Origin of the sequence: Leptothoe sp. LEGE 181152 (genome assembly GCF_032906605.1) — a bacterium.
GTDB classification, from domain to species: domain Bacteria; phylum Cyanobacteriota; class Cyanobacteriia; order Phormidesmidales; family Phormidesmidaceae; genus Leptothoe; species Leptothoe turfae.
Map to the genome: position 1 here is coordinate 1 of NZ_JASATU010000055.1, position 16,646 is coordinate 16,646.

Genomic DNA, 16,646 nt, shown 5'->3' on the forward strand with positions numbered 1-16,646 from the left:
TTTGGTAGATTGACGGTATCATAGGTCGTGATAGGTTGTGTTCGTAAAACTAGCCTATCTTTTTTTATCTACCCATTCTTAACTACTGAATTTATGGGCCTTGCAGCAGTTGTGTAACCCCGTCAGCTATGTTTAATAAATTAGAAGAAATAAACTCGCGCCCTATGCCTTTTCAGTTCTATACGGCAGAAGATTTATGGACTGATGAGTATACATCAAAGAAAATGCTTGAATATCATTTGAACGAGGCTGTTGACCTTTCATCCCGAAATAAAGATTTTATAGCCCGATCTGCAAAGTGGATAGTGTCTCATTTTGGCATCCATTCAAATACAAGTATTGCTGATTTTGGGTGTGGACCAGGGTTGTATACCACTCTGTTTGCTGAAAATAATGCTGATGTTACCGGGATCGACTTTTCCGAAAGGTCTATTCGGTATGCAAAAAAGATCGCTGACCAAAGAGGATTGAATATTACATACTGTCAACAAAACTACTTGGTGTTTGAGACTGAGAAACGATTTGATCTCATTACGATGATTTTTTGTGACTATTGTGCGTTAAGCCCATCGCAGAGAAAAACGATACTTGCCAAGTTTCACAATTTTCTAAAGCTTGGTGGATCAGTCCTATTGGACGTTCATTCATTAAATGGATTCAATAATAGGGATGAGGTTGTAACATACGAATATAACCAACTCGATCATTTTTGGTCTTCTGAAAATTATTATGGATTCCTGAACACATTCAAATATGACCAGGAAAAAGTAACACTTGATAAATACACTATAGTTGAAGAGAAGAGAATCCGTGTTGTCTATAACTGGCTGCAATATTTCAGCCAAGATTCATTACGTGAAGAGTTTGAAGAGAATGGATTTGAGGTCGTAGAGTTTTACTCTGATGTCGCAGGCTCGGCTTTTTCCACAAATTCTGTTGATATGGCAGTGGTTGCGAGGAAAGTGGAGAGTACATAACAAGCTAATGAACGCGGATGCCAATTTCGCTGCGCTCCATTTGCACAGGTTATTTGCACCGTTAGCTGGAAGGTGATTGTTTCTCCTTCAAAATAAGAATTGTTGCCCAGAAGATAATTTATAAAGAAACAAGCTCCCACCAAACGGCTCTTCGGGATCTAGTATGCTGATGTAATGTTTGACACATGCACGAGCGATGGTTCCTCTACTCACTTTGAAAACAGAACCACCAGTGGTGTTATAGTAAAAAACTGAAATTCAATTAAGCTAACGGCACGTTATTTAGATCATACTTCCGTCCACGCCAGCTTTTAGGTGTGCGAAGTGAGGATAACATAATGCGTAAAACTGCCAGTGGATCGGCCAAAGGCGATAGCCAAAATAACCACTTTCCTTGGGCCTGAGTCAAATCGTAGGAAACCGAAATTGCAAACTGTAAGGCAAATCGAATTGCAATCAGACCGCCATTTAATCCGATAGTTAGCCTTAGCGATAGGCTGGGATTAGTAGCGCCTAACAGTAGGATAGGTAGGCTTAGCCATGGCAACGCCTGCACACTGGTCAAAAACCACAAATCGCTCCAAACCTGACTTTGCGAAGATGCATCCTTGAGATCAAGAGATCGTCCCCATTCTTTCCAGGTTTCCTCCATCCCCTCATACATGCGAACTTTTAACAACAAAGCTCCATCCCAAAAGCCTACTTTTGCCCCAACGTGAGCAGCGTATCGGGCAAGGGTAACGTCATCACAAAAAGATGTTCTTGCAATGGTGTAACCTCCCAGCTGATCTAGCAGTTCTCGCCGACAAAGAAAGCATTGGCCATTGGCCATGACTCGTTCTGAACAATTATTATTAGCACCTGTAGGACCAAAGCGGTACACCAAAGTCATCAACAGTGCAGGCTGTAACCATATCTCACCAGGGGTCTTCAGAATAAATCGAGGAGATAGAGAGACTAGATCATAACCTTCCTCCTCAGCTGCTGATATCAATGCTGCTACCAAACCAGGTTGGGGTTGGGTATCAGCATCAATACCTAATACCCATTTGCTATGGGGAGAGCTGTGGGTATAGCCATAGTGGAGAGCCCACGGACGTCCTACCCAATTGGGGGGTAAGGGATCATCGGTCAATAAACAAAATCGGGAGTCCTCTGCCTGGGCAGCTTTAACTAAATCACGAGTTCCATCTGTTGAGTGACTGTCCACCACCAAAATTTCACGCACTTCATCAGTTTGATGCCTTAGGCCCTGTAGACAGGGAGTAATCCGTTTAGCTTCGTTAAGCGTTGGTACCACTACACTCACAGCACCTGATTGGTCTGGTGCTGCTGACCGAGGTTGGAGTGGACGACGACGGGTAGGGCCTTTGAACAGCCGTGATAACAATACCATCACGGCTGGTAGCTGAACCGCCAGCAGGATAAGTGAGATAGCACTGAGCCCATCTACCTCCTGCATCAAAGTAGCCACATTTATCACGATTCAGATACCCCAGCCGTATGCATTTCAACGGTTGGTCGTAACCGTATTTGCACCATGACTAAGTCGCTATCGATGGGGGCAGTCAACCAACACATGAAGGCTGGTAACAAACCCAAAATCAGTCCTAGAAACACAGGAGTATAAATGCCGCCTGCTAAGCTCATCAACATGGCAAAGCTAAAGTTGGCCATGTAGATAATCAAGGGTATAGATAGCTCGGAACGAGTCAACCCATTAACATGCCCATTTTCTCGCCAGAAAGTGGCCGCGATAGACATGAAGATCAACCCAGTGAAAAACCAACCGGCAAAATTCTGATATGGCATACCGAAAAACTCTCCTGGCGTATGCCAATACCAAAATGGCATCGCTGTTTGGCTCATGGCTGGGTCCAACACGAAATCCCAAGACATGAGCAATAACGCCCCTGTCGTTAAGGCTGGTAGTTGCCACAGACTAGACTGGCCTTTCGTCAGGAGGCCACCTCGCGCCAGTAAATAGCAGGAAATGCCTAAATAAAACCAAGACAGAGGAATAGTAAACGGAACTAACCCAGCAATCTTATAGCCCAAACCATTGAGGTAGCTGTAGTCGCCAAATGGCAAACCAGTACTGGTACCCAATAATTCACAAGACAAAGACACACTAATAGCGGGTATCAAAAAAGCGAGCAGTGCCTTAAGCCCAATAGTCCGATAACAATAAAGAGAGGTAGTGACTACTCCCATTAGGATATAGGCCACTCCACCACCTGCTAAACTCCAGCTGTAAAGAGTGGAACCCGCTGGTAAATATTCCAAAATCTCTGGATGAGGCATTACCCAAAGTAACCCTGCTAAACCAAATACCATCGAGAGAACGTGGCCCCAAAGGCACCACTTTTCCACGCGCATTAATAAATTCATACCCGATAAACCTCAAATCAAAGTGCTAGCCATCTAAAAATCTGCTGTGGCCACAGAAATAATGCAAAATAACTTGTTATCCATACGCAAGACTACATACACACTGGTGAAATAATCTTGAACCCGCCAAAGTATCTGAGAGCAATGAATCAGCGGTAGATGTAACAACTTTGCCGCTCTAATGAGAAAGGTTAAGCTATCAAAACACTATCCATTTGAAAAAGTGCTTTATAAAAGTTCATATTTATAGTTAGACAGTATAGCAAGCTGAGCCCCTGGAGTGAAACATGGAATACATCAATGATGCTGATTGAGAGGCTCACGGCGGTTTCACCTGTCTTTACTACACCCTGGAAATGCTAAGTCAAAATATAAGAAGGGGCTGACAGTGTTTTAATTAGACAGTATCAAGTTCTGGATACCCCTGCTGAATCGAGCTGATAGAAGGGCGTATTTCAATTTGTTCCTACTGTAAAGGTATTCGCAATGACCAGGGCTCTTGGTTAACTGTTGCGAAGTTTATCGAACACTATTCAGATGTCGAGTTTACCCATGGCGTTTGCGATAGTTGTATGCAACAGTATTTCCCAGATGTGGCTAAGGTTATACTTTCAGAAACTGCTCCCAAAGCTGATACTTGGGCAGATGCAATATTTGGAGGGAAGTGATGAGAATATCAGGGACCATGCGATCATGATCCCATTCTTAGATTTTTTGTACTCTTTTTGAGCAATCAAAGGGATTACACTCGACTGGTCTCAACATACCCTTGCAAGTTTTCAGGACCGTACTTGCGGAGTAACTGGGTTGCCTCTTGAATGAAAGCAGATGTTCCCTGGACAATAATGAGATATTTACCCGAATTTAATCGGTTTCGATAAGCGATCGCATCCTTGCTGCTGACGGTCCAACCAGACAAAGTACCTGTAGCAAAAGCACCAAAAGCCCCCGCTGCTGCACCAAAGAGTCCACCTAAAATGTGATTGCCCACATTGCCAAACCAGCTAATGATTTCAATACCAGTTAGCAAGTTGAAGAAATAACCTGCTGCGAATCCAAACAGGATGATCCAGTTTGCAAGCAAATCAATCTGCTTTTTCGCCTCATCATTGGGATTTATCAAGCCAAACTCGTCTGCAGTTTTGTAGCCCCTTCCTAAGATGTCCAGTTGTTCTATAGGCAAGTTGGCTTTCTGTAGAGCTAAATATGCCTTCTCAGCTTGTATCCGTTCTGGTAGTACAGCAACTAAATAGTTTTTCTCGTTTTTATCCATTGGAGTGACTCCGACGATTTTAGACTTTTACTTATTCGACTTTGCAGGGCATATGCGCCATACCAAGCATTGAAGATTCGGAAATAATGATTGGTTGCAATGCTTACAACCAAGGTCGAGACTAATAAAGCAGGCCGGCATTTCTCAGCTACTTGCACTCTTGCATTGAAGAGAAAGGAGTGCTGACGCTGCTATTGCAGCAATACAGAAAGAAAAGAAGTTTTAGACGAGTTCAAATTACCCTACAGAAAGTTCTGTAGGAAGAACCGAAAAAGGTGTTGTTAACATGGTTATCACTTAGAGAACTGTGTAACGTTGTTTGTGACTAACAGTTCAGTCGAGCGCCGTGTATACTCCTCAAAAAAACGTTGACCAACTTGAGCTCTATTCCCAAGCTGTCTGCAACGTTCATCACTAGCGTTAAGTCTAGAAAACTACGGTGGTTGCTAATCACTAGCATCGCTCCCGTGGACGGAATTCTTTCTGCGTGACGAATGTTTACTTGAGTTCCTGTTGTTATCAACAAACTGCGGGATATGTGCAACAGTAAGTCAAAGAACATGGGTCAAACAGATGAATATAACTTTGACTCAGAGCAATTGAGCTACTTTGTAAAGCTTGTTTCATGAAAGCAATCCGCGAAGAAATAAGCTCCCACCAAACCATGTGGCTATGGTGAGGAGCTTGTTTTTTAGAAAATAGGAGAACTTAGCTGAAAGAGGTCAAGTGCTAGGCAGCTACCAGAGCACCTTCGATTGCACCTCTAGCTGCTTTCCATGCTGCTAAGCCACCGGTAAGCTCAGAAACATTGTGGAACCCAACTTCACGGAGTTTAGAAGCCGCTTTAGCAGTCTGCACATCAGAACTTCCATAGATGTAGATGTCACGTTCATACTCAAGAGATGCAGAGGCATTTACCACCAATTCATCCATGGGCATTAGAATTGCCCCGGTAATGTGACTTGAGTTGAAAGCATCTCTACTTCTGACATCAATGATAGTCAGAGCAGGTTCGCCCCAATCAAGACGATCTTTGAGGTCAAAGACAGTGGACTGAGCCTTAAGAGGCCCTGGAATTGAAAAGAGAAATGAAGGGGTGGGCATAACGTTAAACAGCTAAAGATGCTGTAATTAGGAGCGGTATCTACAATGTAACGCAATATAAAGAGAGTGTTAATTTATATTTTAATTAAATTGACCTTTTAGGATGGACTTAATGAATACACCATAAGTAAATATGCTTGTTAATACGATTTTGCAAACCTAAAATGACTGCACCACTGGTGTCACTAGACGACTCTGATATAACGGCTGCAGCTTCTATCCAGCTCCTTAACCCAACACTAAACCACTGACGATGGATACATAGGCATAATTGCCTATCATAAAGTATTTACGCTTGCAAGGTTTGTAACGTAGTGTTAAGTTGTCGGTTGTAAAGGTCAACGATCACTGTTGAGGTTGCTATGAACGTCCGTGAACAACTTTCCTTAGAGCAACAATTTGAACTGAAGGCCTTTGAACAGCAAGTTGAGCGGCTCTCCCATGAAGATGCTCAGATATTACTGGTGAAATTGAAAGAATTAATGCTTTTTCAGAATACATCTTTCAGTCAGATCCTTAAAGAAGCTTGGGGTATTGGCTAACCCATTGGTTTTATATTTGGATTTTTTTATAGAGCCAAACCGTCGATATTTTTAGCAGATAACCATGACAACACAACCGTTCAGATTGGAGCAACAGCAGGTGCCTCAGGCCAGCAGTGCTCTGGCGATTATGTTCTTCCTGCTGGGGATGCCAAATTTTTATGTTGCCTTGCAGCACCGATCGCAGCATCAAAGGTCAGCTATGTCGTTTTTGCCAGTAAAGGAGATAGTACTCTTTGGGGTTGCAGCAGGCGGAACCCTCTCCTGGCTAATGTTCTAGTTAGAGTAGAACTACTCATCGATGTAAGACTTATGCCAATCTGTTGCCTGTTGGTGAATTTGAGCTAAATCCTCTGCAGTCATCTTGTCTAAGTTCTTCAAGATAAAGCTCATACGGCCTTGGGATTGGAGTTTATCTCGATGTCGATCCAGAAAATCCCAATAGAAAAAGTTGAACGGACAGGCATCTTCACCGATACGGGCCTTGGCATTGTACCGGCATGATTTGCAGTAATTACTCATCCGATTAATATAATTGGCCGAGGCCGCATAGGGTTTAGAGGCCAAGAGTCCGCCATCAGCAAATAATCCCATCCCTAGGACATTGGTTTGCATGACCCAATCATAGGCATCAATAAACGCAGCGTGAAACCAGCTTTCTACAGCTTGAGGAGACAGCCCTGTAATCAGGGCAAAATTGCTCAATATCATAAGCCTTTGGATATGGTGGGCATAGCCGGTGCGCTGCACTTGGGAGAGAGTTTGATGCAGACAATTCATCTCGGTTTCACCAGTCCAGAAAAACTCTGGTAGTGGTCGAGTGTGGTTAAACCAATTACGATTGGAGTACTCGATAACGTCATCGGCTACATAGCCATACAGCCCATGCATATACTCTCGCCATCCAAGAATTTGGCGAATAAGTCCTTCCACACTGTTGAGAGGCAGCGCACGTTCGTAGTGAGCTTGCTCTACTGCCTGAATCACCTCCATCGGTTGAATCAAGCCCAGGTTTAAATAGGGAGATAGTAAAGCGTGCCACAGGGTATCCTGCCCTGTCACCATGGCATCCTGATAGGGGCCAAAGGTTGCTAAGCGCTGCTCAATAAAGTTCTCCAATACCTGTAAGGCTTGCTGACGAGTGACTGCCCATCGAAATGGTTCCAAATCTCCATAGGAGGAGAAATTTTGGCTCCTGACATGCTCAATGACGGTCTTAGTCACTGCATCTGGTTCGAACCAAAGAGGTTCTGGCGGATTGAGATCCCCTTTGGGTGGTTTGCGGTTGGCTTTGTCATAATTCCACTGTCCCCCAACTGGAGTCTTGCCCGCCATGAGAACCTGGAAACGTCGTCGCCCTTCTCGGTAGAACGTTTCCATTAGTAAGGTTTTTCGACCCGTTGCCCACGCTTTAAATTCCGCTTCCGTCCAGAGGAAATGATTATTTGGAACAAATGTCAGTTTGAAGGGTAAGTCTAAAGCTTGGATTTGGCTGGCAAAGGGACGGTCATTCGGAGTCATGATCAACAGTTCGGTCACCTGATTGGCCTTTCCCCACTGCCTCAAGGACATTTCAAAGTTGTCAGCTATTTCGTAGGTTACAGGCCACCCCGCCTGCTCCAGCTCGGTCATAAAGTGACGCATGGCAGACCAGACTAGGATCAACTTCTGTCGATGATACGGGCGAGAACGAGCAAACTCGGAGGATGCGATCGCAATAACAGGCGTCTGTGCTTTACGATCAGCACAGCGGAGTAGCGCTGACTGCCCAGCCCAAAGTTGATCGCCTAATACCCAAACTCCTACAACCATAGAATCTCCAAAGACTCAGATCACAAAACTGCTTTGAGCCTACGCCCCAAGAGGGAAGTAGATATTGTTTCACATCCTACTAAACCCTTACAATGTTTACAAAAGTCTAGAAAAATAACTACTGTGACATTCATTTTGCGAATGCTCTAGCAGTTTATGCACAAGCTATGGAGAGAGACGTCTCTAGATAGGTCTTAAGGGAAGTGATTTGTCCACAAATGCCTGAACATATTGCTTGTTTTCAGGCAATTTTGTAGAGATAGCCAACATTTCTGTAGCTAAACAGAAGTTTCGCGGGCTTTTAGAGGCCATTCAGATTCATGATGGAGACCAACTGGGAAAATTTCTTAAAAAATTTAGGAGAATGGCAAGGTTCGTTTACCTCAGTTTCACTGGAGGGAGAGATCTTAGACTCGACTCCTTCGATTCTTAACCTGGAAGGGGTCGAAGATAATCAGTTAGTAAAGTTCAGGGTACGTCGATTTGGTTCTGGTGGCTACGGTGAACCTCCCGTTTCAGACTACTCACAGGAGTATCGCTCCCTAGGAAAACAAATAATTTTCTTCGAAACGGGAGCCTTTTCTAAAGGGTCACTGCAACTGGCACCCTTTAGTGAATTTGGAGCAGAATACGGTTTTGTGACTCAAAACCGTCGATTGCGTTTTGTCCAACTCTACGATCGTCAAGGAGAGTTGAGCAGTCTTACCCTGATTCGAGAATTTCGCACAGGCACAAATGCTGCTGAACGCTCTCCCCTGACCATTAAACAGTTGGTGGGGCAGTGGCAAGGGACCGCTTTGACGGTTTACTCTGATTGGCAGCCATCTGCGACCTATACAACTCACTTGGACGTGCAAGAAATCAATGGTGGACGTTTGCAACAAACCCTATCGTTTGGCAATCAAGCCATTACATCAACTGCTCAAATAACAGGTAATATCCTGCAATTTGAAGAGAGTCCTACCCCACGAAAGATTTTATTACTCCCTGATGGCACATCTAGTAATACCCCCCTGCACCTCAAACTCCGCCAGTCGTTTTTTGTTGAGTTAGGCTGGCTCGTGACGGACAACGAACGTCAACGCTTGATTCGTAATTACAACGAAAAAGGTGAATGGGTGAGTGCAACCCATGTGACTGAACACAGAGTTAAGTAAGTTTTTTTGAAGTTCAGATATTGTACTTACGGATGATCAATTTAGTTTGGTACCGCAATGATTTACGCTTGCATGACCATGAGCCAATATTTCGCGCACTTCAAGAAGACACTCAGGTTATTCCAGTCTATTGCTTTGATCCACGCCATTTTTCCACGACTTCTTTTGGTTTCCCAAAAACGGGAGCTTTTCGAGGACAGTTTTTGCTTGAAAGCGTAGCCGACTTGCGCCATTCGCTAAAACAGTTGGGCAGTAACTTAATTGTTCGATATGGCTTACCCGAGGACGTGATTCCACAACTTGCCCGGCAGTTCAACATCAAAGCAGTTTTTTGCCATCATGAAGTGACTGCTGAGGAAGTTGCTGTTGAAAAAGCTCTCCAAGATGCACTGCTTACGCTGGGAATTCCATTGAGAACATTCTGGGGGGCAACGTTATACTATCCTGACGATCTACCTTTTGGGATTGATCAACTGCCAGAACTGTTCTCTAAATTCCGTAAGCAAGTTGAGAAAGCTGTGGTGGTTAGGAACGTGTTTCCTACACCTGTCCAGCTACCAAAACTAGCTGAAGTTGACGTGGGGCAGCTCCCTTCACTAGAGACGTTAGGGCTAAGTGCTCCACTACTTGATGATCGAGCTGTTCTCATGTTTAAGGGTGGAGAGAACGCAGGACAATCAAGATTACATGATTACTTCTGGGCTAAGGATTGTCTCAAGGACTATAAGCAAACTCGAAATGGTATGTTGGGAGCTGATTACTCTTCCAAACTTTCGCCATGGCTGGCCTTAGGCTGCCTTTCACCTCGTTGGATCTATGAACAAGTCCAAGCCTATGAAAGTGAACGCGTTCGTAACGACTCCACCTATTGGTTGATATTTGAACTATTATGGCGAGATTTTTTCCGTTTTATCTGTGCAAAACATGGCGATCGCATTTTTTACCGCACTGGATTGCAACGATTAATGATCGCTTGGCAAGAAGACTGGCCAAGATTCCAACTTTGGCAAGCGGGCAAGACAGGCTTTCCACTAGTTGATGCAAACATGCGAGAACTAGCAGCTACCGGGTTTATGTCTAATCGAGGCAGACAAAACGTTGCCAGCTTCCTCACAAAAAATTTGGGCATTAACTGGCAGATGGGAGCAGAATGGTTCGAATCTCAATTAATTGACTACGATGTCTGTAGCAATTGGGGAAATTGGAACTACGCTGCAGGTGTTGGCAATGATGCGAGAGGCTTCCGATACTTCAATATGCTCAAGCAATCCAGTATGTACGATCCCACTGGCGACTACATCAGACATTGGCTGCCAGAGCTTATGCAAATTCCTGGAGATAAAGTTCATCAGCCAGAAAAACTCACTATGGAGGAGCAGAAAAGGTATCAATGTCAATTAGGTATAGATTACCCGCGCCCAGTTGTTGACTTCTTTAAGTCCATAAAGTCAAATGAGCGACGTTACAATTCTGCATTCACTAGCTAACACACTCCCTGGAACATATGGCACGTCAGCGCTCTAAATCGAATCTTCCCACTAAAGTTTGCCCTGTTTGCAATCGCCCCTTCAGTTGGCGCAAAAAATGGGCCGCCTGTTGGGAAGACGTAAAATATTGCTCAGATCGCTGTCGCCGCCGTCGATCAAACGTCAAGATTGACAAAGAGAGACCAGATTCTGATTCGTAACTTTCCTAAAGTACTGACTTGGAAAATTAGGAAATATAAAGAAGCAACAACTAAGATAACAACATTCCCATAGCTGGAGCTGGTTTTCCCAGTTAGTAATGTTATTTATGAACCCTTTTGATTTTGTGAACGGAAGCGTCCACTGTTAAAGCTCCGCCGCTTCAAATGTTTAGTTTTGCGCCCAGTAACCCGTTTTCGCCACATCTTGAAACTGGAATGCTTCATTTCTCGCCGCATCAGCGTAATGACCTGTTTTTCCTTAAGGCCATATTGCAGCTCAATAGCTTCAAAGGGAGTGCGGTCCTCCCAGGCCATTTCGATGACTCGGTTAACAGTATTGGGGTTTAGACCAGAAAGTTTCATCAAAGGGGTTTCTTTAGTGTTGTGTCAAAGCAAGGAACCTGCATTTTACTCAGACTGAGTAGTGCTCAATCTATTCTCCTATACATATTTCTCAGACATTATAGCAGTCGCCACTAAGCACGACTTTATCCAAGTAATCAGGGAGTCTCTCATAAAACCACAGTAATTACATTGACTTTTCCAGCCTTTTAGGTCCTTAGACAATTCTTGCTACCGAACAACAACCTCTGGCAAAGTTGAAATTTTTTCTGATGTTGCTCTAGGGAGAGGACTAATCCAGCGAGATTGCCACAGCCAAGCTCCTAGACCCACTATTCCATTAGACAGACAGGCCGCACCAAAAATACCGGCGATGCCAAATAACTGACTACCCAAATAAGCTAAGGGAATATAAAGAAGCAACAACCGAGATAACGACATTCCCATAGCTGGAGCTGGTTTTCCCAAAGCGTTAGATGCCGAACTAGCCGTCAAAACAATTCCTAGGGCACCATAGCTAATAGGCACAAGTGTCAAATAAATATTAGCACTGGAGATAACGTCAGGGTTACCATCAAACCAAGCAATGACTTGAGATGACGACATTGCCAGTAAGATACTGATGATAACTCCCCAGCCCAGGCAGAAATAGAAGCTGAGTTGGAGCGCTTGCTTCACCCTGTCATATCTCTGAGCACCCCAATTTTGCCCAACAAAAGGACCAATACTGGCTGAAATTGCCAAAGGTACAATTAGCGCCACGGCTTCTATCCGTGATGCTAGCCCAAAACCAGCCACGGCTTCAGCTCCATAACGAGCAATCAAACCTGTGATAACTCCGACAGACAAGGGGGAAATTAGATTAGTTGCGGCTGCAGGCACACCAATAAATAAAAGGCGATACCAACTTTTTGCTAATGTTGCCAAACTTGGCAAGGTAAATAGCAATAAGCGCTCTCGGAAGTGAAGGAAGGCAAGAGAGGCGACGAGAGTACCCGCACGTGAAAGCACTGTTGCCAAGGCAGCCCCTTGAATACCTAAGGCTGGAAACGGACCCCAACCAAATATGAGCAGTGGGTCGGCCACAATGTTAGCAGCTGCAGCAAACGTCATAATCAGGCTAGGAACCATTGTGTTACCGGAAGCACGAATGGCACTATTACCGACCAGGGGAACAACCAGGAAAACCATGCCTAAATACCAAATACCCATGTAGTCGCGAATCATTGGCAGGAGGACAGAGCCAGCTCCCAAAGCTGTAAATAAAGGCGTAATTGTCATCAAGCCAAGAGCAGCAAGAATCCCAACAATAAGGAAAGATAGCAGTAAACTATCCGTAGTCAGGCGCTGTACCGTTTGCCGATTCCCTTTACCGATTTCTCTAGCAATGACAGAGGCCGCCCCTGTGCCTAAGCCCATGGCTACGCTCGCCAAAATAGACACGACTGGAAAGGTAAAACTGATAGCTGCTAGTTCATTTGTACCCAATTGAGCAATAAAGTACGTGTCAGCCAGACTAAACGCTAATACTGCCAAGACACCCCAAACCATGGGAAGTGATAGCTTGAGGAGCTGAAGCGGAACTCGACCTGTTGTGAGAGAAGACTGCATTATTAAGTTGGAGTGTTTGGCAGGATGTGAGCTGTCAAATTGAAGTGACAAGCTCAACAGATGTTGCGGGTGATGAGCAATTATTACGATCTTGGAGGAGAAACTCGCTGTAGTCAGCCAAATCGTCCAAGCCTAAGCAAGTCAATGCTATTTCTGCACTTAACCAGAACAGAATTTTCAAAAGGAATTGCGGCCAATGAATTTGCATGATCTGATGTTGCTAGTGAGCATTGACTTGCTTGTTGGGAAATAAGTAATCGCTTAAGCAGACGGTTAAGCTGTTAAGGGATTAATGCCCATCTTGCCAACGATTAGGCGTAGGACTGCAATCTGTTGGTTAAAGCCCAGGGCTATGAGCTTATTCAGGACTGCCATTGCTGGTGCAGAGAGCTGATAGTCCTGTGGTACCGGAATGACATCTCCGGAGCGCATCCACTCGGCCAACTGATACCAAAATGCCAATTTGTTGTTGCTAGTCAGGCATCCGTAATCGCGAGTTATGGCGTTGTTAGTTCCTACCACCAAATCGCGCATAAACTGTAGCTGCTCTTCATGGGATAGATTAGCCACTTGATAGATTAAATTTCCGGCTAGCTTGATCCGATCTGTTGCACCGGAAGCTGCAGGCGTTACTAAGCCTCCCATGTTTTCATATAGAACCCATAAGAGACCTAGTTGGTCGTCAACAGGTAGTCTTTGGATGGAGGCCACCGCATCGGGCACAGCGGCAAAGATATTAGAGTAAACTGGCTTGTCAGCAGCAATAGTCATGGGGTGGGTTCCTAGAATCTGAAATTCTTTGTGAATTATTGTAACGCAATGTAAATTTACATTGCAATTGTTTGGTTCTGGTCTTGAGTCCTCGAACTGAGTAAATTCAATTGTGTCAACAATGTCATTCCGATGGAGCCAGTTGATGACGCGATCGCCCCGACTTGGTAACGTCATACCTGCCATGCCACCAAGTATGCCAACGCTGTATGACTTAGCTAGCAAGACTGCCTACTGAAGTAGCTAGAGGAGATATTTGACTATCCTGATTGGCTCTGACCCAGCGACGATAATCTTGAACAAGTTGACGTTCTAACCGAGACTTGATGGTCAACAAGATGCCATTGAGAAATGCCTTGCCAGTTGTCTGCAAAACTTGCTCAGGAAACAGTTTGAGAGTAGGCGGTATTTCTACTTGCACCATTAAGTCTGCTTTTCCGATTAGCTCGGTGATTGTTTTCTGACGCTGAGGTTGCAGTTTGCCAGATAATTCTAGATGGAAAGACTGATTCAGGCGTTCTGCACCTCGAATCTCACAATTTAGCGATCGCAACTGAAGTGTCCCATCAGGATTTGTCCAGACTTGCAAGTCAGCAATAGGCTCAAACCGTAACATCATGAATTGCAAGGGGCGAAGCCGCAAGCGAAAGTGAGATGGGGCTAACTGTTGAATTCGGCTAGAATCAGTAATCGCTTGAACCAGACGCTGAGGCTGGCACAGATAGTGCTCAATCGAAGTTGCTTCGTTGGGCACGTTCATCCTAAGCGTTTGGGTTACGTGGAAATGTTGCATGGCAAGACTCCAAATCTATCTAAATGTTGTTCAAGCTACTCATCCAAACATTTTGGATTGAGGTAAATCTTTTCTGATATGAACGTGTTTATGAGCACTTTTCCTCACATTGAGCCTTTATAAGGCTTTTTCGGTGGATTCTTGTTTGGAAAATTGATCCAGCGCAATTCCAATCGACCAAAGGAATAGCAGAAAAGTTGCAAAGGTCATCAAAGGCATCGTAGCGGCCTCAATTTATTACGTTTAGTAAACACTTACATTAGCTATTCTAATTAGCCGTCCTTTGGAAGATAGAGGGTGGAAACCCGTACAAATGTCTATTTCTAATGGCTATACAGATACTTCGGTTATCCGGCTTCTATAATTACGGTTCTCCACGTGGGTCAGAATTTGAGTAGTGTTTATATTACTCAGAGCTATCTAACTGAATCATTTCCCCACATATACTCAATATTCATAGAGTTGTTCTGACAATTCTCTTTTGTGATGACAAGAATAGAACTCTCTACTAAAGAGACCATAATGATTCTGAGACCCTTTGGATATGAGGTATACCTCCGATCTGTTGTTATCCAAAGATCTCGGGTTTTGGTCTAAGTTATAGAGTCTTCTATCTGGGCGTGGGCCTCTCTGCATCCTTTAGCCGGAGCACATTCAGTGATCCCTGTTGAGTGTATACAATCGCTTTCATGCAAACGGCTCCAAGCTTACAAAGTTATGACAACTTTTCCTCGGGCATGCCCTGTTTCTAAATATCTGATGGCGTCTGCAACTTCGCTCAAAGGGTAAACTCTATCGATAACAGGTACAATCTTGTCGGCTGCAAGCAGTTCTGTCAAAAACTCCAGGTCACTCTGGTTTGCTTTGGTAATATCCGTGTTGCGCATTGTCTGCCCTCCAGTCTTTGATTTCCCTGGTTGCAGCATCAATTGCAACATCAAAGTTGGAGCATAGGCATTTAAGAGATAGGTGCCATTAGGGCTCACTATACGCTTAATATCTGAAATCGAACGATTGCCGACATTATCTAAAATCAGATCATACAGCTGCCCGGTTTGGGTGAAATCTTCACGGGTGTAGTCAATGACCTGGTTTGTTCTAAGCGCTCGTACCGTGTCCAGATTCTGTGTGCTACATACACCAGTCACAACTGCTCCAAAAAACTTGGCAATCTGTATGGCAAACGTGCCCACACCACCCGATGCACCATTGATCAAAACCTTTTGCCCTGACTGGATCTGCCCTTGATCGCGCAAACACTGCAAAGCGGTAAGGCCTGCAACCGGGACGGCAGCTACTTGCTCAAACGATAGTTTGGCCGGTTTTAGCACTAATTTATCTTCAGTAACACACCCATACTCAGCAAAACCTCCCCTAGAGATCTCTCCGTACACCTGATCACCCACCTTAAACTGCTTAACGTTTGGGCCAACTGCTTCAACTAGCCCGGCAATATCTGCTCCGAGCATCCTATTTTTGGGGTTTGGTTTTAGCAACCCAGAGATGAAACGGATAATAAATGGTGAGGCTCTCATAAAATGCCAATCCAATTCATGGGATTTCTCCAAATTTACATTTTCTCAGCTATCACTAGCATTTCAAAGTCTTCAGTGGTTAACTGATCACCCCTTGAGAAAGCACCCAGATTGGCTCCAAAAATAGCAATTTTTTGAAAAGTGAGTGTCTTTAAAGGCGAGTGTCTTTAAAAGCCATGTAATCTCTGATCAGACCGAGCCTCCCGCTTAAGGCTAGAAAAAGAACTTGAAGAACTTGTGAAGCAGTCAGAGATTTGAAGTATTAAGAACAACTATCCTCATAGGTTCGTCATGGCTTTTGCTTACGCTAATGATGGTTTCAAGCTCTATTTCATGACTGGGCACGCATGCCAGAAAGTGCAAAATATCCAGCGTTGCAATAAGGTCTCTCTGACAGTTGATCGCGAGTGTGAAGACTGGGCGCAAATCAAGGGACTTTCCATGGGGGGCATGGCCGCAGTTTTATCTGAGTAACACCTGATATCAGCCGATAAGGTATTTTGCGAGTATAAGCTTCATAACTTCCTAAGTTTTGCCCAAATTAATGGCGACTTGCTCTGAGGAGAGAAGGGTTTCCAGCCCCCGTATCCAAGGTCTGACCAGAGAATCCGCTGCATTGATTAGAATTTCAATTAAGTACCCCTGTGAGTC

Annotated in this window: 17 protein-coding genes and 1 pseudogene; 7 read left to right on the plus strand and 11 right to left on the minus strand. The window is 44.4% G+C overall.

Features of this window, described 5'->3' with window-relative positions; genetic code table 11:
* Window positions 1–128: 128 nt before the first annotated feature.
* Window positions 129–977, plus strand: coding sequence for a class I SAM-dependent methyltransferase (locus QGP82_RS25485; RefSeq protein WP_499061419.1), 849 nt, complete (start codon window positions 129–131; stop codon window positions 975–977).
* A 262-nt stretch (window positions 978–1,239) separates the two neighbouring features.
* Here QGP82_RS25485 and cruG read toward each other — a convergent pair whose 3' ends face one another.
* The 4 genes from cruG to QGP82_RS25505 form a co-directional block, all read right to left on the minus strand.
* Window positions 1,240–2,439: a 2'-O-glycosyltransferase CruG gene (gene cruG / locus QGP82_RS25490; RefSeq protein WP_163669213.1), complete on the minus strand. Its 1,200-nt coding sequence runs from the start codon at window positions 2,437–2,439 to the stop codon at window positions 1,240–1,242.
* Between the two features lie 17 nt (window positions 2,440–2,456).
* Entirely contained in the window at window positions 2,457–3,368 is a 912-nt protein-coding gene (gene cruF, locus QGP82_RS25495) for a gamma-carotene 1'-hydroxylase CruF (protein WP_499061420.1), read from the minus strand.
* 742 nt (window positions 3,369–4,110) lie between these two features.
* Entirely contained in the window at window positions 4,111–4,641 is a 531-nt protein-coding gene (locus QGP82_RS25500) for a hypothetical protein (protein WP_163669217.1), read from the minus strand.
* A gap of 729 nt (window positions 4,642–5,370) precedes the next feature.
* Window positions 5,371–5,745, minus strand: coding sequence for a rhodanese-like domain-containing protein (locus QGP82_RS25505; protein WP_163703054.1), 375 nt, complete (start codon window positions 5,743–5,745; stop codon window positions 5,371–5,373).
* Window positions 5,746–6,107: 362 nt separating this feature from the next.
* Here QGP82_RS25505 and QGP82_RS25510 point away from each other — a divergent pair, with 362 nt between their 5' ends.
* Together QGP82_RS25510 and QGP82_RS25515 are read left to right on the plus strand one after the other, a co-directional pair.
* A complete protein-coding gene (locus QGP82_RS25510; RefSeq protein ID WP_499061421.1) occupies window positions 6,108–6,287 on the plus strand; it encodes an NblA/ycf18 family protein in 180 nt (59 codons plus the stop codon).
* Window positions 6,288–6,351: 64 nt separating this feature from the next.
* Entirely contained in the window at window positions 6,352–6,567 is a 216-nt protein-coding gene (locus QGP82_RS25515; protein ID WP_163669223.1) for a hypothetical protein, read from the plus strand.
* Between the two features lie 11 nt (window positions 6,568–6,578).
* On the opposite strand, the gene QGP82_RS25520 is transcribed toward QGP82_RS25515, so the two are convergent.
* Window positions 6,579–8,099: a cryptochrome/photolyase family protein gene (locus tag QGP82_RS25520; RefSeq protein ID WP_499061422.1), complete on the minus strand. Its 1,521-nt coding sequence runs from the start codon at window positions 8,097–8,099 to the stop codon at window positions 6,579–6,581.
* Window positions 8,100–8,419: 320 nt separating this feature from the next.
* Between QGP82_RS25520 and QGP82_RS25525 the strand changes: the two genes are divergently transcribed.
* Genes QGP82_RS25525 through QGP82_RS25535 form a run of 3 tightly spaced genes read left to right on the plus strand, consistent with a single transcriptional unit; the run spans window position 8,420 to window position 10,943 of the window.
* A complete protein-coding gene (locus QGP82_RS25525; protein ID WP_163669227.1) occupies window positions 8,420–9,256 on the plus strand; it encodes a DUF3598 family protein in 837 nt (278 codons plus the stop codon).
* A gap of 32 nt (window positions 9,257–9,288) precedes the next feature.
* Window positions 9,289–10,743, plus strand: coding sequence for a DASH family cryptochrome (locus tag QGP82_RS25530; protein ID WP_499061423.1), 1,455 nt, complete (start codon window positions 9,289–9,291; stop codon window positions 10,741–10,743).
* 17 nt (window positions 10,744–10,760) lie between these two features.
* Entirely contained in the window at window positions 10,761–10,943 is a 183-nt protein-coding gene (locus QGP82_RS25535) for a DUF2256 domain-containing protein (protein WP_499061424.1), read from the plus strand.
* 105 nt (window positions 10,944–11,048) lie between these two features.
* Here QGP82_RS25535 and QGP82_RS25540 read toward each other — a convergent pair whose 3' ends face one another.
* From QGP82_RS25540 to QGP82_RS25565, 6 genes and pseudogenes are all read right to left on the minus strand, one after another.
* Window positions 11,049–11,306 carry a TIGR03643 family protein gene (locus QGP82_RS25540; RefSeq protein ID WP_163669233.1) on the minus strand — a complete coding sequence of 86 codons (258 nt, stop codon included), beginning with the start codon at window positions 11,304–11,306 and terminating at the stop codon, window positions 11,049–11,051.
* Window positions 11,307–11,516: 210 nt separating this feature from the next.
* The gene (locus QGP82_RS25545; RefSeq protein WP_163697611.1) at window positions 11,517–12,896 is read right to left on the minus strand and encodes an MATE family efflux transporter; all 1,380 of its coding nucleotides are present in this window, start codon (window positions 12,894–12,896) and stop codon (window positions 11,517–11,519) included.
* 273 nt (window positions 12,897–13,169) lie between these two features.
* Window positions 13,170–13,667, minus strand: coding sequence for an orange carotenoid protein N-terminal domain-containing protein (locus QGP82_RS25550; protein ID WP_163697608.1), 498 nt, complete (start codon window positions 13,665–13,667; stop codon window positions 13,170–13,172).
* Between the two features lie 214 nt (window positions 13,668–13,881).
* Entirely contained in the window at window positions 13,882–14,460 is a 579-nt protein-coding gene (locus QGP82_RS25555) for a DUF1997 domain-containing protein (protein ID WP_163697607.1), read from the minus strand.
* 707 nt (window positions 14,461–15,167) lie between these two features.
* A complete protein-coding gene (locus QGP82_RS25560) occupies window positions 15,168–15,995 on the minus strand; it encodes an NAD(P)-dependent alcohol dehydrogenase (protein WP_499061425.1) in 828 nt (275 codons plus the stop codon).
* A gap of 35 nt (window positions 15,996–16,030) precedes the next feature.
* A pseudogene (locus QGP82_RS25565) lies at window positions 16,031–16,150 on the minus strand (class I SAM-dependent methyltransferase); the annotation flags it as partial.
* A gap of 136 nt (window positions 16,151–16,286) precedes the next feature.
* Here QGP82_RS25565 and QGP82_RS25570 point away from each other — a divergent pair.
* Window positions 16,287–16,469, plus strand: a complete 183-nt coding sequence (locus QGP82_RS25570; protein ID WP_163697603.1) for a pyridoxamine 5'-phosphate oxidase family protein — start codon at window positions 16,287–16,289, stop codon at window positions 16,467–16,469.
* Window positions 16,470–16,646: the final 177 nt, after the last annotated feature.